This window comes from Demequina sediminis (assembly GCF_030296675.1).
GTDB classification, from domain to species: domain Bacteria; phylum Actinomycetota; class Actinomycetes; order Actinomycetales; family Demequinaceae; genus Demequina; species Demequina sediminis.
The window spans coordinates 864,184-886,021 of the sequence record NZ_AP027736.1 but is presented as its reverse complement, the minus strand read 5'-3'; the positions used below and the strand labels follow the sequence as shown (position 1 = coordinate 886,021).

Below are 21,838 nucleotides of genomic sequence, written 5' to 3'. Positions count from 1 at the left end.
AGGGGTGCTCAGGCCGTCCAGGGACCCGAGGCCGGCCACGCCCTGACCGAGTGCTCGGGCACCAGGCCGGCACGCACGTAGGGATCCGCAGCGACCATCGCCTGCGCCTCCTCGAGCGGGGCGGCCTCGAACACGATCAGCGCGCCCGGCGTGCCCTCGTCCTCGTAGCGGCCGAAGACCGGTGCCTTGCCCTGTGCGGCGAGGTCGAGGAGGTACGCGCGGTGCTCGGGGCGAGCGGCGTCCCGCTCGGCGGCGCGGTCGTCATACGTGTAGTGGATCGCAAAGAGGCTCATGCCGCCATCCTGCCGCATCCAGGGACTGCGGGACGATGCCCGTCGCCCCTCGCGCGCGTCACGAGGCGGAAGCGCGCAGCGCGGCGACGTGGCCGTCGAAGGCGGCGCGGCCGTCGGGCGTCGCGCGGAGCCAGATGCGCTCACGCCCCCAGGGAACGTCTGACCGGGTGTACTCGGCGTAGCCGGCGGCGATAAGGGGAGCGAGCGCGGGTCCGACCTCGCTCGCGGGCGTCTCGAGAGCCTCCTCAAGCACGGCCGTGTCGATGTGGCCCTCGTACGACGCGAGAGTGGCCATGATCCGGAGTCCGAGCGGATCGGCGAGGGTGGCGTCGAGCTGAGGGATGTCGGTGGCTCGAGACTGGACCGGTCGCGCGAGCCGAGCGTTCCACACGGTGAAGATCGCGAACGTCGCGACGGCGACGATGACGCCGATCGCGGCGTTCGCCCACGCCCAGGCATCTCGCCCGACCAGTGCGAGGGACACGCACCCGCGCCGCCATCCTTGCCCGCACGGCCTCGATGGCGTGAAGCGCGGCGACGGGTGGTTCGTGAGTCTCCACACTCGCAACCCAGCGGCACGCGGGCGCGCAACCCAAGCATCGTCCCCACGACACGCGCGCATCGAACGTGTGTTCGAACGGGTTTCCGCGTAGCATGGCCGGGTGAACGACCGTCTCCTCGTCCGTGGTGCCCGTGAGCACAACCTCAAGGGGGTCGACCTCGACCTCCCGCGCGATGCACTCATCGTGTTCAGCGGCCTGTCCGGCTCGGGCAAGTCCTCCCTGGCGTTCGACACCATCTTCGCGGAGGGCCAGCGCCGCTACGTCGAGTCGCTAAGCGCCTACGCGCGCCAGTTCTTGGGGCAGATGGACAAGCCCGACGTCGACTTCATCGAGGGGCTCAGCCCGGCGGTGAGCATCGATCAGAAGTCCACCAACCGCAACCCGCGTTCGACCGTGGGCACGATCACCGAGGTCTACGACTACCTGCGCCTGCTCTACGCGCGCGTCGGGACCCCGCACTGCCCGGTGTGTGGCGAGCAGATCCAGGCGCAGACGCCGCAGCAGATTGTGGACTCGGTGCTCGCGCTACCCGAGGGCACGCGCTATCAGGTGCTCGCCCCCGTGGTGCGCGGTCGCAAGGGTGAGTATCAGGATCTCTTCCAGGACCTTCAGCAGCAGGGCTTCGCGCGTGCGCGGGTCGACGGCGAGACCATCCAGCTCACCGAGCCGCCCACGCTCGAGAAGAAGCTCAAGCACGACATCGAGGTCGTCGTGGACCGCCTGGTAGCGCGCGACGGCGTGCGTCAGCGGCTCACCGACTCGGTCGAGACGGCCCTGCGGATCGCGGACGGTCTGGTGATCATCGACCCGGTCGACGGCGACATGGAGCCACGCCGGTACAGCGAGAAGCGCGCGTGCCCCAACGACCACGTCCTCACGCTCGAGGAGATGGAGCCGCGTACCTTCTCCTTCAACGCCCCGTACGGCGCGTGCCCCGAGTGCACGGGCATCGGCATCCGCCTCGAGGTGGATCCCGACCTGGTGATCCCGGACCGCGAGATGTCGCTCAACGAGGGTGCCGTGGCGCCGTGGGCCGCGACCAGCTCCGACTACTTCACGCGCACGCTCACCGCGCTCGCCGCCGACCTGGGCTTCTCGATGGACACGCCGTGGAAGGAGCTGCCCGCGGAGGTGCAGGCGGCGATCCTCACGGGCAAGGACTACCAGGTCCACGTGAAGTTCAAGAACCGATACGGACGCGAGCGGCAGTACACGACCGGCTTCGAAGGCGTCATCACGTGGATCGAGCGCCTCCACGGCCAGACCGAGTCCGAGTGGTCGCGCGAGCGCTACGAGTCCTACATGCGCGAGGTGCCGTGTCCGGTGTGCCGCGGTGCGCGCCTCAAGCCCGAGGTGCTCGCCGTGACGATCGGCGGCAAATCCATCGCGGAGGTGTGCGAACTGTCGATCGCGGAGGCACGCGGATTCCTCACCGCGGCCGACCTCGACGAACGCGGCCGCCAGATCGCCGTCCAGGTGCTCAAGGAGATCGATGCGCGACTGGGCTTCCTGCTCGACGTGGGCCTCGACTACCTGACGCTCGCGCGCGCGGCGGGCACGCTGTCGGGAGGCGAGGCGCAGCGCATCAGGCTCGCCACCCAGATCGGCTCGGGCCTGGTGGGAGTGCTGTACGTGCTCGATGAGCCGAGCATCGGCCTCCACCAGCGCGACAACCGCCGTCTCATCGACACCCTCACGCGCCTGCGCGACCTGGGCAATACCCTGATCGTGGTCGAGCACGACGAGGACACGATCCGCACCGCGGACTGGGTGGTGGACATCGGCCCCGGCGCGGGAGAGCACGGGGGCGAGGTCGTCCACTCGGGCACCTACGAGGACCTGCTGACCAACGAGCGGTCGATGACCGGCGCGTACGTGTCGGGGCGCCGCACCATCGAGCTGCCGTCCGAGCGCCGACCGATCGACCCGGGTCGATCGGTCACGGTGGTGGGCGCGCGCGAGCACAACCTGCGCGACATCGACGTGTCCTTCCCGCTCGGCGTCCTCACGGCCGTCACCGGGGTGTCGGGCTCCGGCAAGTCGACGCTGGTGAACTCGATCCTCTACACGAGCCTCGCGAACACGCTCAACGGAGCACGTCAGGTCGCGGGACGGCACACGCGCATCACGGGCGTGGACCAGCTCGACAAGATCGTCCACGTCGACCAGGGACCCATCGGGCGCACGCCGCGCTCCAACCCGGCCACCTACACGGGCGTGTGGGACAAGATGCGCAAGCTCTTCGCCGACACGCAAGAGGCGAAGGTGCGCGGCTACGGCCCGGGCCGCTTCTCCTTCAACGTCAAGGGCGGACGATGCGAGGCGTGCGCGGGTGACGGCACGCTCAAGATCGAGATGAACTTCCTTCCCGACGTGTACGTGCCGTGCGAGGTGTGCAAGGGGGCGCGGTACAACCGCGAGACCCTCGAGGTGCACTTCAAGGGCAAGAACGTGGCGGACGTCCTCAACATGCCGATCGAGGAGGCCGCGCACTTCTTCGAGGCGATCCCGTCGATCTCGCGCCACCTCACGACCCTGGTCGAGGTGGGCCTGGGCTACGTGCGGCTCGGCCAGCCCGCGCCCACGCTGTCCGGCGGCGAGGCGCAGCGCGTGAAGCTCGCCTCGGAGCTCCAGCGCCGGTCCACCGGCCGCACCGTGTACGTCCTCGACGAGCCCACGACGGGCCTTCACTTCGAGGATGTCCGCAAGCTGCTGGGCGTGCTGCAGGGGCTGGTCGACAAGGGCAACACCGTGATCGTGATCGAGCACAACCTCGACGTCATCAAGTCGTCCGACTGGGTGATCGACATGGGACCCGAGGGCGGCTCCGGCGGCGGAATCGTCATCGCGGAGGGCTCGCCCGAGGAGGTCGCGCGCGCGGAGGGCTCCCACACGGGTGCGTTCCTCGCCGAGATCCTGGGCGTGCCTGCCCGGGCCTAGGCTGGCGCCGTGACCGACCCCGCCGAGTACCGCCCCGCACCGGGAACCATCCCGGTCAAGCCCGGCGTCTATCGGTTCAGGGACCCCCACGGGCGCGTCGTCTACGTCGGCAAGGCCAAGAACCTCCGTGCGCGGCTCGCCAACTACTTCCAGGACCTCACCCAGCTCCACCCGCGCACGCGCGCGATGGTGACCACGGCATCGTCCGTCGAATGGACCGTCGTGCGCAACGAGGTCGAGGCGCTCATCCTCGAGCACACGTGGATCAAGCAGTACGACCCGCGCTTCAACGTGGTGTTCCGCGACGACAAGTCGTACCCCTACCTCGCGGTCACCATGAACGAGGAGTTCCCTCGCATCCAGGTCATGCGCGGAGAGCGCAAGAAGGGCGTGCGCTACTTCGGGCCATACGCGAGGGCGTGGGCGATCCGCGAGACCGTGGACACGCTGCTCACCGCTCTGCCGGTGCGCACGTGCGCGCCTGGCGTGTTCCGCAAGGCCGAGCGCCAGGGCAGGCCGTGCCTGCTGGGGTACATCGACAAGTGTTCGGCCCCGTGCGTGGGGCGCATCTCGCCCGAGGACCACCGCGAGCTCGCGGAGCGCGTGTGTCAGGTGCTCGCGGGCGACGCGAAGTCGCTCGTGAGGGATCTCACGGGGACGATGCACGCGGCGGCCGAGCGCGAGGACTTCGAGTCCGCGGCGCGTGCGCGGGACAGGCTGCGCGCGCTGGACTCCGTGATGGCGCGCAACGCGATCGTGCTCGCGGCGGGCGTGGATGCCGACATCTTCTCGCTCGAGGACGACGAGCTCGAGGCCGCGGCCCACGTCTTCCACGTGCGCGACGGACGCATCTCGGGGGAGCGCGGCTGGGTGGTCGACAAGCCCGAGCCGCTCGACGGACCCGGACTGGTGATGCGCCTCCTCGAGGAGGCATACGGCGCCGCGGAGCCCGAGGAGATCCCGGCGGAGGTGCTGGTGCCTCACCTCCCCGAGGACGCGCCCAGCCTGGTCGCGTGGCTCAGCGGCGTGCGCGGGTCGCGGGTGACGATGCGCGTGCCGGCCAGGGGGAAGAAGGCCGAGCTCGCTGCCACGGGCCTGGGCAACGCGCGTCAGGTGCTCGCGCAGCATCGTCTCAAGCGCGCCTCCGACCTCACGACCCGCTCCGCCGCGCTGCAGGAACTGCAGGAGTCGCTGGGGCTGACCGAGGCGCCGCTGCGGATCGAGTGCTACGACATCTCGCACACCCAGGGCACCCACCAGGTGGGGTCGATGGTGGTGTTCGAGGACGCGATCCCACGCAAGCCGGAGTACCGCCAGTTCTCGATCGCGGACGCGGTGGACGACACTCAGGCGATGCGCGAGGTTCTGACGCGGCGGTTCCGGCGCTACCTCGAGGAGTCGAAGTTGCCTCCCGAGGAACGCGAGACGGCGCGCTTCGCGTACCCGCCGCAACTCGTGGTGGTGGACGGCGGCCTGCCGCAGGTGAACGCCGCGCGCGCGGTGCTCGACGAGGTGGGCGTGCCGGACATCGCGGTCGTGGGCCTCGCGAAGCGCCTCGAGGAGGTGTGGGTGCCCGGGGACCCGTTCCCCGTGATCCTGCCGCGCGGGTCGGAGGCGTTGTACCTGCTGCAGCGCGTGCGTGACGAGGCCCACCGCTTCGCGATCAAGCACCACCGCGCCAAGCGCACCAAGGCGATGAAGGTGTCGAGTCTTGACGAGGTCCCGGGGTGGGTCCCGGCCGCGCCAAGGCGCTCGTGACGCACTTCGGCTCCCTCGCTCGCCTCAAGGAGGCGTCGATCGAGCAGATCGCCTTGGTTCCCGGCGTGGGATCGGGCACCGCCCGCGCCGTCTACCAGGCGCTGCACGGCGACGGTGGCATGCTGGACGCATGATGGACGAGGTCCCCCTGTCACGTTCCCCTCCGGGATTCCGCTGCCGACCGTCGACATGTCGGGAATCGACGCCGAGGTCATGGTCCTCACCGGCATGTCGGGGGCGGGGCGGACGCGCGCGGCCGCCGTGCTGGCTGATCTGGGCTGGTACGTGGTCGACAACCTGCCGCCGCAGCTGCTGGGTGGATTCGTCGCGATGGTGGGCAGCGGGGGATACCGCAGGCTTGCCGCGGTGGTCGACGTGCGTGGCGGCGGCTTCTTCCAGGACGTCGAGGCGGTTCTCGACGATCTCGAGTCGCGCGGGGTGCCCGTGCGGCTGATGTTCCTCGACGCCTCCGATCCGGCTCTCGTCCACCGCTTCGAGGAGGCCAGGCGACCGCATCCCCTTCAGGGAGAGGGCACGCTGCTCGAGGGCATCGCACGCGAGCGGGCGGCGCTGGCCGCGGTGCGCGAGCGAGCGGCGGAGGTCCTTGACACGAGCCACCTCAACGTCCACCAGCTCCGCGATGCGATGACGAACCTGGCCGGCGGGCCGGAGCTGCCGCTGCAGGTCAACGTGCAGTCCTTCGGATTCAAGAACGGTCCGCCCCACGATGCCGACTTCGTCGCGGACGTCCGCTTCCTGCAGAACCCTCACTGGGTGCCTGAGCTGCGCCCGCTCACCGGTCTCGACGAGCCGGTGCGCGACTACGTGCTGGGCTCGGACGGCGCCGCGGAGTTTGTCGAAGGCTACGCCGCGGTCATCGCGGGCGCCCTCGATCGCTATCGCGCGCACGACAAGCACTCGGTGACGATTGGCGTCGGATGTACCGGCGGCAAGCACCGGTCGGTCGCGATCGCGGAGGAACTGGGGCGAGTCCTCGCCGAGCGCGGCTTCCAGGTGCGCGTCTCGCATCGGGACAGGTCGCCCCGATGACAGGGCCGCAGGTGGTCGCCTTGGGCGGCGGCCACGGCCTCTACGCGACGCTGTCCGCGCTGCGCGGCACGTGCGAGGGTCTCACCGCCGTGGTGACGGTCGCCGACGACGGCGGATCCTCCGGACGGATCCGGGCCGAGATGAACGTCCCGCCGCCCGGCGACCTGCGCATGGCGCTGTCCGCGCTGTGCGAGGACACCGACTGGGGTCGCACGTGGCGCGATGTGCTGCAGTGGCGCTTCGCGACGGACGGACCCCTCGACGGGCACGCGGTCGGCAACCTGCTCATCGCCGGCCTGTGGGACCGCAGCGGGGGAATCGTCGAGGGCCTCGATTGGGTCGCCCGTCTGTTGCGCTGTGAAGGGCGCGTGCTGCCCGTCTCGACCGAGCCCATCACGGTGAGTGCCCAGGTCGCCCGCGATGGCCGTGTGGAGAAGGTCGTGGGTCAGGTTGCCGTCGCGACCGCCGAGGGTCGAATGCGGTCGCTCGCGATCGAGCCGGCGGATCCGGCCGTGCCTGCGGCGACCCTCGAGGCGATCGCCGATGCCGACGCCATCATCCTCGGCCCCGGCAGCTGGTATACCTCGGTGCTCACTCACTTCCTGGTGCCGAGGGTTGCGGCGGCGCTGACCGCCGCGGGGCCGCGGACGATCCTCACGCTCAACATCGCGCACGAGGACGAGGAGACGGCCGGCACGGATCGCGTCGACGACATCGAGGCGCTGCGCGCGGCCGCTCCCGGCTTCGCACCCGCCGTGGTGTTGGCCGACTCGAGCCACGACGAGCCCGCGCTGAGGAGCCGGGTGGAGCAGTGGGGCGCGCGCTTTGTCGCGGCGCCGATGCGCGCGGAGGGAACCGTGGACCGTCACGATCCGCTCGTGCTGCGCGAGCAGTATCGCGACCTGGTGACATGGGTCGCGGGCGGCGGCGCCCTCGCGCGCTGACTGGTGGCAGGATTGTCGCCATGGCTCTGACGGCACAGGTAAAGGACGAGCTCGCTCGCGTCCCGCTCGAGAAGGTCTCCGCACGCAAGGCGGAGATCGCGGCAACCCTCCGCTTCGCGGGGGACTGCACATCGTGTCCGGCAGGATCGTGATCGAGGCCGAGCTCGACACCGCCGCGGCGGCGCGCCGCCTGCGCCTGTTCATCCAGGAGACCTACGGCCTCGCCTCGGAGATCATCGTCGTGTCGGGTGGGGCCCTGAAGAAGGGCAACCGCTACGTGGTGCGCGTCGTCAAGGAGGGCGAGTCTCTCGCTCGTCAGACGGGGCTGCTCGATCACCGCGGCCGTCCCGTGCGCGGGCTCCCTCCCCACGTGGTGGGCGGCGCGATCGAGGACACCGTCGCCGCCTGGCGTGGCGCCTTCCTCGCGCACGGTTCGCTCACCGAGCCCGGCCGGTCGTCGGCCCTCGAGGTCACCTCGCCGGGACCCGAGGCGGCCCTCGCGCTTGTGGGCGCCGCGAGGCGCCTGGGCGTGTCCGCGAAGTCCCGTGAGGTGCGCGGCGTCGATCGCGTGGTCATCCGCGACGGCGACTCGATCGCCAATCTGCTCACGCGCCTGGGAGCCCACGACTCCGTGCTCGCGTGGGAGGAGAAGCGCACGCGCCGCGAGGTGCGCGGCACGGCCAACCGGCTCGCGAACTTCGACGACGCCAACCTGCGCCGCAGCGCGCGAGCCGCGGTGGCCGCGGGTGCCCGCGTGGCGCGCGCCTTCGAGATCCTGGGCGACGACGTCCCCGACCACCTGCGGGAGGCGGGCGAACTGAGGCTTGCGCACCGCGACGCCTCGCTCGAGGAGCTGGGCAAGATGGCCGAGCCCGTGCTCACCAAGGACGCCGTGGCCGGGCGGATTCGTCGCCTGCTCGCGACCGCAGACAAGCGCGCCGAGGAACTCGGGATTCCCGATACCGAGGCTGGTATCAACCAGGAACTCCTCGACGACGACTGACCCTCTCGCGGCCGTGATCCGGGACCTCTGTCCGGCTCGCACGGAGGCCTCGAAGTAGTAGGCTCTGAAGCAGTGGCCCGCTCTGCAGCGGCGTCCGGCGCACGTCGGAGTGCGCAGCCCATCATCCATAAAGGTGTCGCTTCGGCGACGCACAGGAGGAGAAACACTGTGACCATCAAGGTCGGCATCAACGGCTTCGGCCGCATCGGACGTAACTTCTTCCGCGCCATCGAGGCGCAGGGCGCGGACATCGAGATCGTCGGCGTCAACGACCTCACGGACAACGCGACCCTGGCGCACCTGCTCAAGTACGACACGGTGCTCGGTCGCTTCCCCAAGGAGGTCACCTTCGACGAGGAGAACATCTACGTCGACGGCAAGGCGATCCGCGCGCTCGCCGAGCGTGACCCCGCGAACCTCCCCTGGGGCGAGCTCGGTGCCGACATCGTGATCGAGTCGACCGGCTTCTTCACGGACGCGACCAAGGCCAAGGCCCACATCGAGGCCGGCGCCAAGAAGGTCATCATCTCGGCTCCCGCGAGCAACGAGGACGCCACCTTCGTCGTGGGTGTGAACCACACCGACTACGACCCGGCGGCGCACACGATCATCTCGAACGCGTCCTGCACCACCAACTGCCTCGCGCCCGTCGCCAAGGCCCTCAACGACGCGATCGGCATCGAGCGTGGTCTCATGACCACGATCCACGCCTACACCGGCGACCAGAACCTCCAGGACGGTCCCCACAAGGACCTCCGCCGCGCCCGCGCCGCCGCGCAGAACATCGTCCCCACCTCGACCGGTGCCGCGAAGGCTGTCGCCCTCGTGCTCCCCGAGCTCAAGGGCAAGCTCGACGGCTTCGCGATGCGCGTCCCCACCATCACCGGCTCGGCGACCGACCTCACCTTCGAGGCCTCGCGTGAGGTGACCGTGGACGAGGTCAACGCCGCCGTCAAGGCTGCGGCCGAGGGCGCCATGGCCGGCACGCTCGAGTACACCGAGGACCCCATCGTGTCCGCGGACATCATCTCGAACCCGCACCAGTCGATCTTCGACGCCAAGCTCACCAAGGTGTCGGGCAACATGGTCAAGATCGTGGCCTGGTACGACAATGAGTGGGGCTACTCGACCTCGCTGGTCAAGCTCACCACCTACGTCGGCGAGCGCCTCTAAGCATTCGCGCCGTGATCGCTGCGACGGCCGTGCACGCTCACGCGTGTGCGGCCGTCGTCGCGTCACCCCGCCCCACCTTCACCCCTTAGGACAGGACAACCCATGAAGACCATCGACTCGCTCGGCGACCTCGCCGGCAAGAAGGTGCTCGTCCGCTCGGACCTCAACGTCCCGCTCGACGGCACCACCATCACGGACGACGGCCGCGTGCGCGCCTCGGTTCCCACGATCCAGAAGCTGCTCGACGCCGGCGCCGCCGTCATCGTCACGGCTCACCTCGGCCGCCCCAAGGGCGAGCCCGAGGCCAAGTACTCGCTCGCCCCCGCCGCCGCGCGCCTCTCCGAGCTCCTCGAGCGTCCCGTGACGCTCGCCGAGGACCTCGTGGGCGAGTCCGCCAAGGCCGTGGTCGCGGCGCTCGAGCCCGGCCAGGTCGCGATGCTCGAGAACGTGCGCTTCGACGCGCGCGAGACCTCGAAGGTCGACGAGGACCGCGAGGCGCTCGCCGCCGAGCTCGCCGCGTTCGCGGACGCCTTCGTGTCCGACGGTTTCGGTGTCGTGCACCGCAAGCAGGCCTCCGTGTACGACATCGCGAAGGTGCTGCCCGCCGCGGCCGGCACGCTCGTCGAGAAGGAGGTCGTGTCGCTCAGCAAGGCCGTGACCGACCCCGCACGCCCGTACGCCGTGGTGCTCGGAGGCTCGAAGGTCTCCGACAAGCTGGGCGTCATCGCGAACCTGCTGACCAAGGCCGACCGCCTGCTCATCGGCGGCGGCATGGTGTTCACGTTCCTGGCCGCGAAGGGCTACGGCGTGGGCAAGTCGCTGCTCGAAGAGGACCAGATCGAGACCGTCAAGGGCTACCTCGCCACGGCGGAGGAGAACGGCGTGGAGATCGTCCTGCCGACCGACATCGTCGCCGCGACGGCCTTCGCCGCCGACGCCGACGCCGTCGTGGTGGCCGCCGACGCGATCCCCGCGGACCGCCTGGGCCTCGACATCGGCCCCGACTCGGCCGCGCTGTTCGCCTCGAAGCTCTCCGACGCGAAGACCATCGTGTGGAACGGCCCCATGGGCGTGTTCGAGTTCGAGGCCTTCGCGAACGGCACCAAGGCCGTCGCGCAGGCGATGATCGACTCCGACGGCTTCTCGGTCGTGGGTGGCGGCGACTCCGCCGCCGCGGTGCGACTGCTCGGCTTCGACGAGGCCGGCTTCGGCCACATCTCGACGGGCGGCGGCGCGTCGCTCGAGCTGCTTGAGGGCAAGGTCCTGCCGGGCCTCGCCGTACTGGAGGACTGATACCCATGGCACGTACCCCTGATCGCGGGCAACTGGAAGCTCAACCTCGACCACCTCGAGGCGACGCACACGGTGCAGAAGCTCGCGTGGCTGCTGCGCGACGCGAAGCACGACTTCTCCGAGGTCGAGGTCGCGGTGCTCCCGTCCTTCACGTCGCTGCGCTCGGTGCAGACGCTCGTGGACGCCGACCAGCTCGAGCTCAAGTACGGCGCGCAGGACATCTCCGAGCACACCTCGGGCGCGTACACCGGTGAGGTGTCGGGCACGCAGCTGTCGAAGCTGGGCGTCTCGTACGTGGCCGTGGGCCACTCGGAGCGTCGTCAGTACCACGGCGAGTCCGACGCGACGGTTGCCGCCAAGACCAAGGCGGCCTTCGCGAACGGCATCGTGCCGATCGTGTGCGTCGGCGAGGGCCTGGACATCCGCAAGGCCGGCACCCACGTCGAGTACACGCTCGCGCAGGTCGACGGTGCGCTCGAGGGCCTCGCGGCCGAGCACGCCAAGGACGTCGTCATCGCCTATGAGCCCGTGTGGGCCATCGGCACCGGCGAGGTTGCGACCCCCGCGGACGCGCAGGAGGTCTGCGGTGCGATTCGTGCGCGCCTCGCAGAGCTGTACGACGCCGAACTCGCCGCGGGCGTGCGCGTCCTCTACGGCGGTTCCGTGAAGTCCTCGTCGATCGCTCAGCTCATGGCCGAGCCCGACGTCGACGGCGGACTCGTGGGCGGCGCCTCGCTCGACCCCGAGGAGTTCTCGAAGATCGCGCGCTTCAAGGCCCACCAGGTCGGCCTGTAAACCGCTGACCGGACCGGCCGTGTCACGGCCGGTCCGGTCGCGCGCGTCGCGTATCCTTAGAGCGCAATCCATCTTTCTGGGAGAACCGTGGACATCCTCGAGACCATCCTGTGGGTCATGCTTGTCGTGACCTCGCTGCTCATCATCGGCCTGGTGCTCGTGCACCGTGGCCGCGGCGGCGGCATCACCGACATGTTCGGCGGCGGCATCGCCTCCGGCATTCAGTCGTCCGCCGTCGGCGAGCGCAACCTCACGCGCATCACGTGGGGCGTCGCGATCGTGTGGGCGGCGGCCGTGGTGCTGCTCGGGCTCGTGTCCCGTTTCTCGATCTAACCAACGGAGGTCGTAGCCAATGGCAGGTGGCAACGCCATCCGCGGCTCGCGCGTCGGCGCGGGCCCTATGGGTGAAGACGAGCGGGGCGAATCCGCCCCGCGTCAGGTTGTCTCGTACTACTGCGCGCGGGGTCACGTGACCTCGCCCAGCTTTGCGACGGGCGACGATCAAGAGGTTCCGGTCGAGTGGGATTGCCCGCGCTGCGGGCTCCCCGCGGGACTGGACTCGGAGAATCCTCCCGAGCCCATCCGGAACGAGCCGTACAAGACGCACCTCGCATACGTGAAGGAGCGTCGCACGGACGCCGAGGGCGCCGCGCTTCTCGACGAGGCTCTCACCTCGCTGCGCGTGCGCCGCGGCGACCTCGCTCCCGCGGAGTAGTCGCACACGACCACGACAGGGCCGCTTCCCTTGGGGGAGGCGGCCCTGTCGGCGTCTCTAGGGGAGGTGTGGCTGGGAGCGCAGGTCGGCGGAGGCGGGCGAGCCGCCGGGGCCGGCCTCACACGCGCGCGGCGGCCTCCGCGTCGATCAGCCACAGCGTCTCCTGCGTGCCACGCACCGCCGCGGCGGGCAGCTCGAGGTCGCCGTGCAGCGATCGTGCGACGACGTCGGCCTTTCCTGCACCCGCTGCCACGACCCACACGCGACGCGCGCGGCGAATCGACTCGAGGGTGAGGCTCACGCGCGTCGGCGGCGGCTTGGGCGAGTCGTGTACCGCGATCGACTCCGCTCCGCGCGCCGCATAGCCCGCGTGGCCGGGAAACAGCGAGGCCACGTGACCGTCGGGTCCCATCCCGAGCATCAGCACGTCCCACGCGGGAGTGCCCGCCGCGGTGATCTGAGCGACGTAGTCCGCGGCGGCCTCCTCGGCGGTCGCGAACGAGCCCGCGGCTCCCATGCGGTGGATGTTCTCCTCGGGAAGCGGGAGCGAGCCCAGCAAGGCCTGCTGCGCCTGGCCCTCGTTGCGGTCGGGGTCGCCGGCCGCCACGAACCGCTCGTCGCCCCACCACACGTGGACGCTGGTCCAGTCGATGGTCGCGGCCAGAGGGGAGCGTGCCACGGCGGCCAGCGTCGCGATGCCCACCGTGCCGCCCGTGACGACCACATGCGCCACGTCCCGCACCGACAGCGTGTCGACGAGCGTGACCAGGAGCCGCGCCGCCGTAGCCTCGGCCACCGCCGTCGCGTCCGGGTGCACGACCACGCGGGTGGTGGAGGTGCTCACAGCGGCGCCGTGACTTTCGGTGCTCACAGCGGCGCCGTGACTTTCGGTGCTCACAGCGGCACGACCGTGTCGGTGGTGAAGGCCGCGAGGACCTCGCCGTAGACCGCGTCGTCGTCGAGGCGGCGCAGTTCCTCCGCGAGGGCCTCCTCGAGGGACCGCGCGGGCAGCGCGATGACGTGGTCCGGCTGACCCGGCTGGCGGATGGTCGCGTTGTGACCGTCGGGGCGGGCGATCGAGATGGGGCCGGACCGCGTCTCGAGCACGACCTGCTGGAGCGCGGCGACCGAGTCGTCGTATTGCGCCTCGACCTCGCAGTCGAGCGCCTCCTTGAGCCACGAGCCCAGCAGCAGGATCGACGGGCTGTTGGTGTCGCCGTGGATCCACGCCTTGGTGACCTGCGGATCCGGCACCTGCTCGAGGGCCGCGGCCAGCAGCGCGCGCCAGCGCGTGAGCCTGGTCCACGCGAGGTCGGTGTCTCCCGGGCGGTAGCACGCGGCGAGGCCCAGCAGTGTTCCCGCGGGGTCGGCCTCGCCCTTGGTGTCGGTAATGCGGCGCTGCGCCATGCGGCCCAGCGCGCGGCTGCCGAGGTCGTTCGGCACGCCCGCGGGCCACCACACGACGATCGGCGCGTCGGGCAGCAGGAGCGGGATGACGAGGGTGTCCTCGTGACCCACCTGCGCGCCCGACGGTCGCAGTACGACGACCTCGGAGGCGCCGGCGTCGCCGCCCACGCGGATCTCGGCGTCGAGCCTCGCCTCAGCGGCGTCGCCCGGCGCGATGACGATGATGCGGCAGGGGTGCTCTCGCGACGCCACGTTGGCGGTCGCGATCGCCTGCTCGGCGTCCGCTCCGGTGGCGTCGATCACGAGCGTCATCACGCGGGCGAGCGTGATGACGCCGCCCTCCTTGCGCGACTCCACGAGGCGCTTGTTGATCGCGCCCGTGGTGGTGTGGGGCATGTCGATGATCATGGGCGCCTCCAGACGCGTCCGTCGCGGGCGAGCATGGCATCGGCGCCCGCGGGGCCCCACGTGCCGCTACCGTACTGCTCCGGCTGGCCCTGCGTGGCCCAGAATTCGGTGATGGGGTCAAGGATCTTCCACGACAGCGCGACCTCCTCCTGGCGGGGGAAGAGCGGCGGGTCGCCCAGCAGCACGTCGAGGATGAGGCGCTCGTAGGCCTCGGGAGAGCTCTCGGTGAAGGCATTGCCGTACGCGAAGTCCATCGTGACGTCGCGGACCTCCATCGCGGTGCCTGGCACCTTGGAGCCGAAGCGCAGCGTCACGCCCTCGTCGGGCTGGACGCGGATGACGAGCGCGTTCGCGCCCACCTCTCCACCGGAGATCTGCTGGAAGTACGGCGACGGCGCCTTCTTGAAGACGAGCGCGATCTCGGTAACGCGCCGCCCCAGCCGCTTGCCGGCGCGCAGGTAGAACGGGGTGCCCGCCCAGCGCCTGTTGGGGAGGTCGAGCCGGATCGCGGCGTAGGTCTCCGTGGTCGAGTCGGGGGAGATGCCGTCCTCCTCGAGGAAGCCGCCCACCTGCTCGCCGCCGCGCCAGCCGGCCGCGTACTGGCCGCGCGCGGTGGCCTGCGAGAGGTCGTCGGCGAGCACGACGGAGCGCAGCACCTTCTCCTTCTCCATGCGAAGGTCGTCGGCCTCGAAGCTCGCGGGTTCCTCCATGGCCGTCAGCGCGAACAGCTGCAGGAGGTGGTTCTGGATGACATCGCGCGCCGTGCCGATCCCGTCGAAGTAGCCCGCGCGCGAGCCGATGCCGATGTCCTCGGCCATGGTGATCTGCACGTGGTCGATGTACTGCGAGTTCCAGATCGGCTCGAACAGCTGGTTCGCGAAGCGCAGCGCGAGCAGGTTCTGAACCGTCTCCTTGCCCAGGTAGTGGTCGATGCGGAACACGGAGTCGGGCGGGAAGACGTCGGACACGATCGCGTCGAGCTCCTCCGCCGACTCGAGGTTGTGCCCAAACGGCTTCTCGATGACCACGCGGCGCCACGTGCCCTCGCGGGGGTCGGACAGCCCCGACTTGCGCAGCTGCGTGATCACCTGGGGGAACGCCGAGGGCGGGATCGACAGGTAGAACGCGTGGTTCCCTCCCGTGCCCCGCTCGCGGTCGAGGTCCTCGACGGTCTCGCGCAGGCGCTGGAAGGCCTCGGGGTCGTCGAACGTGCCCTGCACGAATCGGATCCCCTCGGCCAGCTGCTGCCACGTCTCCTCGCGGAACGGCGTGCGCGCGTGCTTCTTCACCGAGTCGTGCACCACCTGCGCGAAGTCCTGCTCGTCCCAGTCGCGTCGCGCGAAGCCGGTGAGCGCGAATGCGGGAGGCAACAGGCCGCGGTTGGCGAGGTCGTAGACCGCCGGCATGAGCTTCTTGCGGGCCAGGTCGCCCGTGACGCCGAACATCACGAGACCGCAGGAGCCTGCGATGCGGGGGAGGCGGCGATCCCTGGGATCGCGCAGGGGATTGGTCAACGGTCTGCCTTCCTGGGGGGACGTGAAGGGGCGTCAGCCTGCGGTGAGGACGATGCCGGAGTGGGGGAGTCGCCTCGTGCCGGGTGGTCGCACGGACAGAGAATACGCGCGCGCCGAGTGGACCCCCGTGGGGCCCACCCGGCGCGCGGCGCGTGTCATCGTGCCGCGTCGACGCTCTCGCGCGCCTTGGCCGCCACGTTCTCGGCGGTGAAGCCGTACTTGCGCAGCAGCAGGTCGCCGTCGGCGGACTCGCCGAAGTGATCGATGGACACCGAGCGGCCGGCGTCGCCGACGATCTCGCGCCAGCCGAGGACCGAGCCGGCCTCGACGGACACGCGGGCCCTGATCGCGGACGGCAGGACCGACTCGCGGTAGGACGCGTCCTGGCGCTCGAAGCGCTCGCGCGACGGCATCGAGATGACGCGCGCCTTCACTCCGTCCGCGGCGAGGAGCTCGCGCGCGCCGAGCGCGTGCTGAACCTCGGAGCCGGTCGCGATGAGCAGCACGTCAGCGTCCTCGTCGGCGCCCGCGATGACGTAGGCACCCTTGAGGACGCCCTCGGTCGACGTGCCCTCGAGCACGGGCAGGTTCTGACGCGACAGGATCAGCGCGGACGGACGGTCCGTGGTCTCGAGCACGGCCTTCCAGGCCGCGGCGGTCTCGTTGGCGTCCGCGGGGCGGATCACGTCGAGGCCGGGGATCGCGCGCAGCGTGGCGATGTGCTCGATCGGCTGGTGGGTCGGGCCGTCCTCGCCCAGGCCCACCGAGTCGTGCGTCCACACGAAGGTCGTGGGGATCTGCATGAGCGCCGCGAGGCGGACCGAGGCACGCATGTAGTCGGAGAACACGAGGAACGTGCCGCCGTACACGCGGGTGAGGCCGTGCAGCGTGATGCCATTGAGGATCGCGCCCATGCCGAACTCGCGGATGCCGAAGTGCAGCGTGCGGCCGTACCACTGGCCGTCGGGGAACGAGTGCGTCGAGCGGTGCGGGGGCAGGAAGGACGGCTCGCCGGCCATGGTCGTGTTGTTCGAGCCCGCGAGGTCGGCCGAGCCGCCCCACAGCTCGGGCAGCACCGGCGCGAGCGCGCCGAGCACCTTGCCGGAGGCCGAGCGCGTCGCGACCGACGTCCCCACCTCGAAGGTGGGGAGGGCATCGTCCCAATTCTCGGGGAGCTCGCGTGCCGTGAGGCGCGCGAGCAGGGCCGCGCGCTCGGGCTGCTCGGCCTCCCACCGCGAGAACTGCGCGTTCCACTCGGAGTGGGCGGCCTGTCCGCGCTCGCGCACCTTGAGCATGTGGTCCATGATCTCGGGCTCGACGGCGAAGTCCTGCTCGGGGTCGAAGCCGAGCACGGTCTTGAGGCCGGCGACCTCCTCCTTGCCCAGGGCCGACCCGTGCACGCCGCCCGTGTTCTGCTTGGTGGGCGACGGCCAGCCGATGATCGTGCTGAGCGCGATGATCGAGGGCTTCGAGGTCTCGGCCTTGGCCGCGAGGATCGCGTCGTACAGCGCGGCGGGGTCCTCCTCATAGCCGTCGGGCTTCACCCAGTCGACGCGCTGCGTGTGCCAGCCGTAGGCCTCGTAGCGACCCAGGACGTCCTCGGTGAAGGAGATGTCGGTCTCGTGCTCGATCGAGATCTTGTTGTCATCCCAGATGAGGATGAGGTTGCCGAGCTCCTGCGTGCCAGCCAGCGCGCTGGCCTCGTGTGCCACGCCCTCCTGGAGGCAGCCGTCGCCCGCGATGACGTAGACGAAGTGATCGAACGGCGAGGTGCCGGGCGCGGCGTCGGGGTCGAGCAGACCCCGCTCTCGGCGCGACGCCATCGCCATGCCCACGGCGGAGGCGATTCCGGTGCCGAGCGGGCCCGTGGTGACCTCGACGCCGTCGGTGTGGCCGTACTCGGGGTGGCCGGGGGTCAGCGAACCCTCGGTGCGCAGAGACTTGAGGTCATCGAGCGTGAGCTGGTAGCCCGACGCGAAGAGCTGCAGGTACAGCGTGAGCGACGAGTGGCCGGCGGACAGCACGAAGCGGTCACGTCCCAGCCAGTGCGAGTCCGACGGGTCGTGGCGCATGACGTTCTGGAACAGCAGGTACGCGGCGGGGGCCAGCGAAATCGCGGTTCCCGGGTGGCCGTTACCGACCTTCTGCACGGCGTCGGCCGCGAGCACGCGCAGGGTGTCGACCGCACGGCGGTCGGCGTCGTTCCAGTTGATGGTCACAGGTGTCTCCCTCGACAAAGGTGGCGGGTACGGGCCCAGCCTACCGGCGCGTGCACGCGATGTATGCCGTTCACATGAACTTCACACGGGCCCATCCGAGCACGTGAGACCCCCGTAATCGGGGCCTTTGGTCCCGTGCGGCGCGGCTACACTGGAGCGCATGTCAACCGCCCCCTCAAGGCCAGTTCCGCCGCATCCGAGGCGGCTCCGCGACGGGCGGCGACGGTCGTCAAGGGCTATGTGGCGCTGACCAAGCCGCGCATCATCGAGCTCCTGCTGGTGACCACCATCCCCACGATGGTCCTCGCCGCCGACGGCTGGCCGTCGATCGGCTTGCTCGCCGGCACGCTCGTCGGCGGTAGCCTCTCCGCGGGCGGCGCGAACGCCTTCAACAGCTACCTCGACCGCGACATCGACGCCGTGATGAAGCGCACGAGCCGCCGGCCCCTCGTGACGGGCGCCGTGAGCGAGCGCGGCGCGCTCGTCTTCGCGTGGACGTTGTCGATCGTGTCGACGGCGTGGTTCTGGTTGGTGGTGGGCTCGCCGCTTGCCGCGGTGCTGAGCGTCCTCGCGATCCTCGCGTACGTCGTGGGCTACACGATGATCCTTAAGCGGCGCACCCCCAGAACATCGTGTGGGGCGGCGCGGCGGGCTGCATGCCCGTGCTCATCGGGTGGGCCGCCGTCACGCAGTCGCTGTCGTGGACGCCCGTGCTGCTGTTCCTCATCATCTTCTTCTGGACGCCGCCGCACTACTGGCCGCTGTCGATGCGCTTCAGGGGCGACTACGGCGCCGCGCGCGTGCCGATGCTCCCCGTGGTCGCACCCACCCGCAAGGTCGCGGTCGAGATGATCGCGTACGCCGCCGCCATGGTCGTCACCACCGTTGCTCTCGCGTGGGTCGCCGACATGACGTGGGTCTACTTGGGTGTCGCGGTCGCCGCGGGCGTGTGGTTCCTCGTCGGCTGCGTCCAGCTCTACCGCCGCACGCGACTGGGCGAGACGCACCTCAAGGAGATGCGGCTGTTCCGCGACTCGATCACCTATCTCACGCTCGTCTTCGCGGCCATCATGGTCGACCCGTTCCTGAGCGACGTCCTCTCCGTCCGGTGATGAGCGCGCGGTGATGCTCGAGCGGCAGCGCGACGCCTACCTCGCGCACGTCGCCGTCGAGCGCGGGCTGAGCCCGCACACCATCGCGGCCTATCGCCGCGACCTCGACCGGTACGCCGCCTTTCTGCGGGGCCAGGGGATCGACGCGCTCGAGTCCGTGCGCAGGGAACATGTGGCGCAGTTCGCGCAGTCCCTGAGCACGGGGGACGATGGCGGGAGGGCCCTCGCGCCGTCGTCGGCCTCGCGCACGGTGGTGGCGATACGGGGTTGGCACCGCTTCGCGGTGCTCGAGGGATGGACGCCGGCGGACCCGGCCGCGCAGGTCAAGCCGCGCGCGGTGCCCAAGCGGCTGCCCAAGGCGATCCCGATCGACGCGGTCGAGCGCATCCTCGATCAGGCCGGCGCGGGAGACGGGATCGCGCCGCTGCGCGACCGCGCACTGCTCGAGCTCGTCTACGCGACGGGTGCCCGCATCTCCGAGGCGACCGGTCTCGACGTCGACGACCTCTCCCTGGAGCCCGGTGCCGAGTCCGTCCTGCTGCGGGGCAAGGGGCGCAAGGAGCGCATCGTCCCCGTGGGCACGTATGCCGCGCGGGCGCTCGACGCGTACCTGGTGCGCGCGCGGGCGCCGCTCGCGGCAGCCGGCCGCGGCGAGGCGGCGCTGTTCCTCAACTCTCGCGGGGGACGCCTCTCGCGACAGTCGGCGTGGGCGATCCTGCGTGCCGCCGCGGAGCGCGCGGGGGTGCCGGACGTCTCACCCCACACGCTGCGGCACTCGTTCGCGACCCACCTGCTGACGGGCGGTGCAGACGTCAGGGTGGTGCAGGAACTGCTCGGACACGCCTCGGTGGCGACCACGCAGATCTACACGCTCGTCACGCGCGACACGTTGCGCGAGGTCTACGCCGCGACCCACCCGCGCGCCCGCTGAGAACGGTCCCCGCCCGGGGGTAGGGTGGCCCACGTGACCGACTTTGATGTGCCCGCACCCCTCGACAGCCACGGTCCCGCCCGCGTCATCGCGCTGTGCAATCAGAAGGGCGGGGTGGGCAAGACCACCACGTCGGTGAACCTGGCCGCGGCGCTCGCCGAGTACGGACGCCGCGTGCTGCTCATCGACTTCGACCCGCAGGGTGCGGCCTCCGCCGGGCTCGGCATCAATGCCGACGCGCTCGAGCACACCGTGTACAACCTGCTCATGGAGACCGGCGTCGCGACGCGCGACGTGATCCTCGAGACCAAGGTGCCCGGGCTCGACCTGCTGCCCGCGAACATCGACCTGTCGGCGGCCGAGGTCCAGCTCGTCGGCGAGGTCGCGCGGGAGAGCGCACTCGCGCGCGCCCTGCGTCCCGTGCTCGACGACTACGACGCGATCCTCATCGATTGTCAGCCGTCGCTTGGCCTGCTCACCGTCAACGCGCTGGTCGCGGCCCACGGCGTGATCATCCCGCTCGCGGCGGAGTTCTTCGCGATGCGCGGGGTCAAGCTGCTGGTCGACACGATCGGCAAGGTCCAGGACCGGCTCAACCCGCGTCTCACGATCGACGTGATCGTGCCGACGCTGTACGACGGCCGCACCCTCCACGCGCAGGAGGTCGTCGAGCGCGTCCGCGAGGCCTTCGGCGACAAGGTCACCGAGACCATGATTCACCGCACGGTGAAGTTCCCCGACGCGACGGTGGCCGCGGAGCCCATCACGACGTTCGCCTCGTCGCATGCGGGCGCTCAGGCCTACCGCCAGCTCGCTCGCGAGCTCGTGGCGCGCAAGGTCGCCGCCTAGCGTGACCACCCCGGTCCTGCCGGACGCGCCCCGCGGCTTCGAGGTTCACCTCGACAACTTCGAGGACCGTTCGACCTCCTCCTGAGCCTCATCTCGAAGCACCAGATGGAGATCACCGAGGTCGCGCTCGCGCGCGTGACGGACGAGTTCCTCGCGACCATCTCCTCCCGCGAGGAGGAGTGGGACCTCTCGCAGGCCTCGGAGTTCCTGGTGGTCGCGGCGACTCTACTCGACCTCAAGGCCGCCCGGCTGCTCCCGCAGGGAGAGGTCGATGACCTCGAGGACCTCGAACTGCTCGAGGCCCGCGACCTGCTGTTCGCGCGCCTCCTTCAGTACCGCGCGTTCAAGGTCGCGGCGGGGGAGTTCGCGACGATGCTCTCTGCGCCCCGGCGCGTGCCCCGCGACGTTCCCCTCGAGCCGCAGTTCGCGATGCTGCTGCCCGAGCTGATCTGGACCGCCACGCCCGAGCTGCTCGCGCGCCTGGCGGCCCACGCGCTGCAGCCGCGAGAGGCGCCGCACGTGTCGATCTCTCACCTGCACAATCCCGCCGTGAGCGTGCGCGAGCAGGCCGCTCTCATCACGCACCGCCTGCAGCGGGAGGGAGCGGTGTCCTTTCGCTCGCTCGTGCACGATGCCGGGCACGTGAGCGTGGTGGTGGCGCGCTTCCTCGCTCTGCTCGAGCTGTTCCGCGAGGCCGTGGTCGCCTTCGATCAGGTACGCTCGCTCGGCGAGCTGACGGTCCGGTGGACAGGCGGCGACGCGGAGGTCGAGGTCTCCGCCGAGTTCGATGAGGACGATGCCATGGGCGTAGGGCTCGAGGCAGCTGGCGAGACGGTGAGGGAGCAGTCGTGATCGAGGTGGGCTTGCGCGG

General features: G+C 70.5%; 17 protein-coding genes and 3 pseudogenes. 14 read left to right on the top strand and 6 right to left on the bottom strand.

Translation table 11 applies throughout. From position 1 onward, the window contains the following. Positions 1-8: 8 nt before the first annotated feature. Together QUE44_RS04565 and QUE44_RS04560 are read right to left on the bottom strand one after the other, a co-directional pair. Positions 9-293, bottom strand: a complete 285-nt coding sequence (locus QUE44_RS04565; protein WP_286216118.1) for a YciI family protein — start codon at positions 291-293, stop codon at positions 9-11. A gap of 58 nt (positions 294-351) precedes the next feature. After that, positions 352-777: a transcriptional regulator gene (locus tag QUE44_RS04560; RefSeq protein WP_286216117.1), complete on the bottom strand. Its 426-nt coding sequence runs from the start codon at positions 775-777 to the stop codon at positions 352-354. A 178-nt stretch (positions 778-955) separates the two neighbouring features. On the opposite strand from QUE44_RS04560, the gene uvrA reads away from it, so the two are divergent. From uvrA to QUE44_RS04510, 10 genes and pseudogenes are all read left to right on the top strand, one after another. After that, positions 956-3,796 (top strand): excinuclease ABC subunit UvrA, encoded by a 2,841-nt coding sequence (gene uvrA, locus QUE44_RS04555; protein WP_286216115.1) that lies wholly within the window; start codon positions 956-958, stop codon positions 3,794-3,796. A gap of 9 nt (positions 3,797-3,805) precedes the next feature. Further along, positions 3,806-5,688 (top strand): annotated as a pseudogene (uvrC, locus tag QUE44_RS04550) (excinuclease ABC subunit UvrC). A 55-nt stretch (positions 5,689-5,743) separates the two neighbouring features. Continuing rightward, a complete protein-coding gene (rapZ, locus tag QUE44_RS04545) occupies positions 5,744-6,604 on the top strand; it encodes an RNase adapter RapZ (protein WP_286216113.1) in 861 nt (286 codons plus the stop codon). Next, positions 6,601-7,548: a gluconeogenesis factor YvcK family protein gene (locus tag QUE44_RS04540; protein WP_286216111.1), complete on the top strand. Its 948-nt coding sequence runs from the start codon at positions 6,601-6,603 to the stop codon at positions 7,546-7,548. The genes rapZ and QUE44_RS04540 overlap by 4 nt, the downstream gene beginning before the upstream one ends. Before the next feature lie 20 nt (positions 7,549-7,568). Then, positions 7,569-8,551 (top strand): annotated as a pseudogene (gene whiA / locus QUE44_RS04535) (DNA-binding protein WhiA). A gap of 168 nt (positions 8,552-8,719) precedes the next feature. Next, on the top strand, positions 8,720-9,724 hold the full coding sequence (gene gap, locus QUE44_RS04530) for a type I glyceraldehyde-3-phosphate dehydrogenase (RefSeq protein ID WP_286216110.1): 1,005 nt from the start codon (positions 8,720-8,722) through the stop codon (positions 9,722-9,724). Between the two features lie 102 nt (positions 9,725-9,826). Continuing rightward, complete coding sequence (locus tag QUE44_RS04525) at positions 9,827-11,017, top strand: phosphoglycerate kinase (protein ID WP_286216108.1); 1,191 nt, start codon at positions 9,827-9,829, stop codon at positions 11,015-11,017. Between the two features lie 21 nt (positions 11,018-11,038). Beyond that, positions 11,039-11,812 (top strand): triose-phosphate isomerase, encoded by a 774-nt coding sequence (gene tpiA, locus QUE44_RS04520; RefSeq protein WP_286216672.1) that lies wholly within the window; start codon positions 11,039-11,041, stop codon positions 11,810-11,812. 87 nt (positions 11,813-11,899) lie between these two features. After that, positions 11,900-12,145 (top strand): preprotein translocase subunit SecG, encoded by a 246-nt coding sequence (secG, locus tag QUE44_RS04515; protein WP_286216107.1) that lies wholly within the window; start codon positions 11,900-11,902, stop codon positions 12,143-12,145. Between the two features lie 19 nt (positions 12,146-12,164). After that, complete coding sequence (locus tag QUE44_RS04510; RefSeq protein ID WP_286216106.1) at positions 12,165-12,527, top strand: RNA polymerase-binding protein RbpA; 363 nt, start codon at positions 12,165-12,167, stop codon at positions 12,525-12,527. A gap of 118 nt (positions 12,528-12,645) precedes the next feature. On the opposite strand, the gene pgl is transcribed toward QUE44_RS04510, so the two are convergent. The 4 genes from pgl to tkt form a co-directional block, all read right to left on the bottom strand. Next, a complete protein-coding gene (gene pgl, locus QUE44_RS04505) occupies positions 12,646-13,371 on the bottom strand; it encodes a 6-phosphogluconolactonase (protein ID WP_286216105.1) in 726 nt (241 codons plus the stop codon). Positions 13,372-13,421: 50 nt separating this feature from the next. Then, on the bottom strand, positions 13,422-14,342 hold the full coding sequence (locus QUE44_RS04500) for a glucose-6-phosphate dehydrogenase assembly protein OpcA (RefSeq protein ID WP_286216104.1): 921 nt from the start codon (positions 14,340-14,342) through the stop codon (positions 13,422-13,424). Then, positions 14,339-15,856 (bottom strand): glucose-6-phosphate dehydrogenase, encoded by a 1,518-nt coding sequence (gene zwf, locus QUE44_RS04495; protein ID WP_286216102.1) that lies wholly within the window; start codon positions 15,854-15,856, stop codon positions 14,339-14,341. Before zwf ends, QUE44_RS04500 begins: the two co-directional genes overlap by 4 nt. A 155-nt stretch (positions 15,857-16,011) precedes the next feature. Continuing rightward, positions 16,012-18,075, bottom strand: coding sequence for a transketolase (gene tkt / locus QUE44_RS04490; RefSeq protein WP_286216100.1), 2,064 nt, complete (start codon positions 18,073-18,075; stop codon positions 16,012-16,014). A gap of 240 nt (positions 18,076-18,315) precedes the next feature. On the opposite strand from tkt, the pseudogene QUE44_RS04485 reads away from it, so the two are divergent. The 4 genes and pseudogenes from QUE44_RS04485 to QUE44_RS04470 all read left to right on the top strand — a co-directional run bounded on the left by QUE44_RS04485 (position 18,316) and on the right by QUE44_RS04470 (position 21,819). Further along, positions 18,316-19,187 (top strand): annotated as a pseudogene (locus tag QUE44_RS04485) (heme o synthase). 13 nt (positions 19,188-19,200) lie between these two features. After that, positions 19,201-20,118, top strand: a complete 918-nt coding sequence (locus QUE44_RS04480) for a site-specific tyrosine recombinase XerD (RefSeq protein ID WP_286216098.1) — start codon at positions 19,201-19,203, stop codon at positions 20,116-20,118. Positions 20,119-20,142: 24 nt separating this feature from the next. Next, positions 20,143-20,967 carry a ParA family protein gene (locus QUE44_RS04475; RefSeq protein WP_425558003.1) on the top strand — a complete coding sequence of 275 codons (825 nt, stop codon included), beginning with the start codon at positions 20,143-20,145 and terminating at the stop codon, positions 20,965-20,967. A gap of 105 nt (positions 20,968-21,072) precedes the next feature. After that, positions 21,073-21,819, top strand: a complete 747-nt coding sequence (locus tag QUE44_RS04470) for a segregation and condensation protein A (protein ID WP_350226893.1) — start codon at positions 21,073-21,075, stop codon at positions 21,817-21,819. Positions 21,820-21,838: the final 19 nt, after the last annotated feature.

Excerpts from the sequence above, each read along its gene's own strand:
- rapZ (WP_286216113.1), top strand. The coding sequence starts at position 5,744 with ATGTCGGGAATCGACGCCGAGGTCATGGTCCTCACCGGCATGTCGGGG.
- QUE44_RS04480 (WP_286216098.1), top strand. The coding sequence starts at position 19,201 with ATGCTCGAGCGGCAGCGCGACGCCTACCTCGCGCACGTCGCCGTCGAG.
- QUE44_RS04500 (WP_286216104.1), bottom strand. The coding sequence starts at position 14,342 with ATGATCATCGACATGCCCCACACCACCACGGGCGCGATCAACAAGCGC.
- QUE44_RS04540 (WP_286216111.1), top strand. The coding sequence starts at position 6,601 with ATGACAGGGCCGCAGGTGGTCGCCTTGGGCGGCGGCCACGGCCTCTAC.
- QUE44_RS04470 (WP_350226893.1), top strand. The coding sequence starts at position 21,073 with ATGGAGATCACCGAGGTCGCGCTCGCGCGCGTGACGGACGAGTTCCTC.
- QUE44_RS04525 (WP_286216108.1), top strand. The coding sequence starts at position 9,827 with ATGAAGACCATCGACTCGCTCGGCGACCTCGCCGGCAAGAAGGTGCTC.
- QUE44_RS04510 (WP_286216106.1), top strand. The coding sequence starts at position 12,165 with ATGGCAGGTGGCAACGCCATCCGCGGCTCGCGCGTCGGCGCGGGCCCT.
- QUE44_RS04565 (WP_286216118.1), bottom strand. The coding sequence starts at position 293 with ATGAGCCTCTTTGCGATCCACTACACGTATGACGACCGCGCCGCCGAG.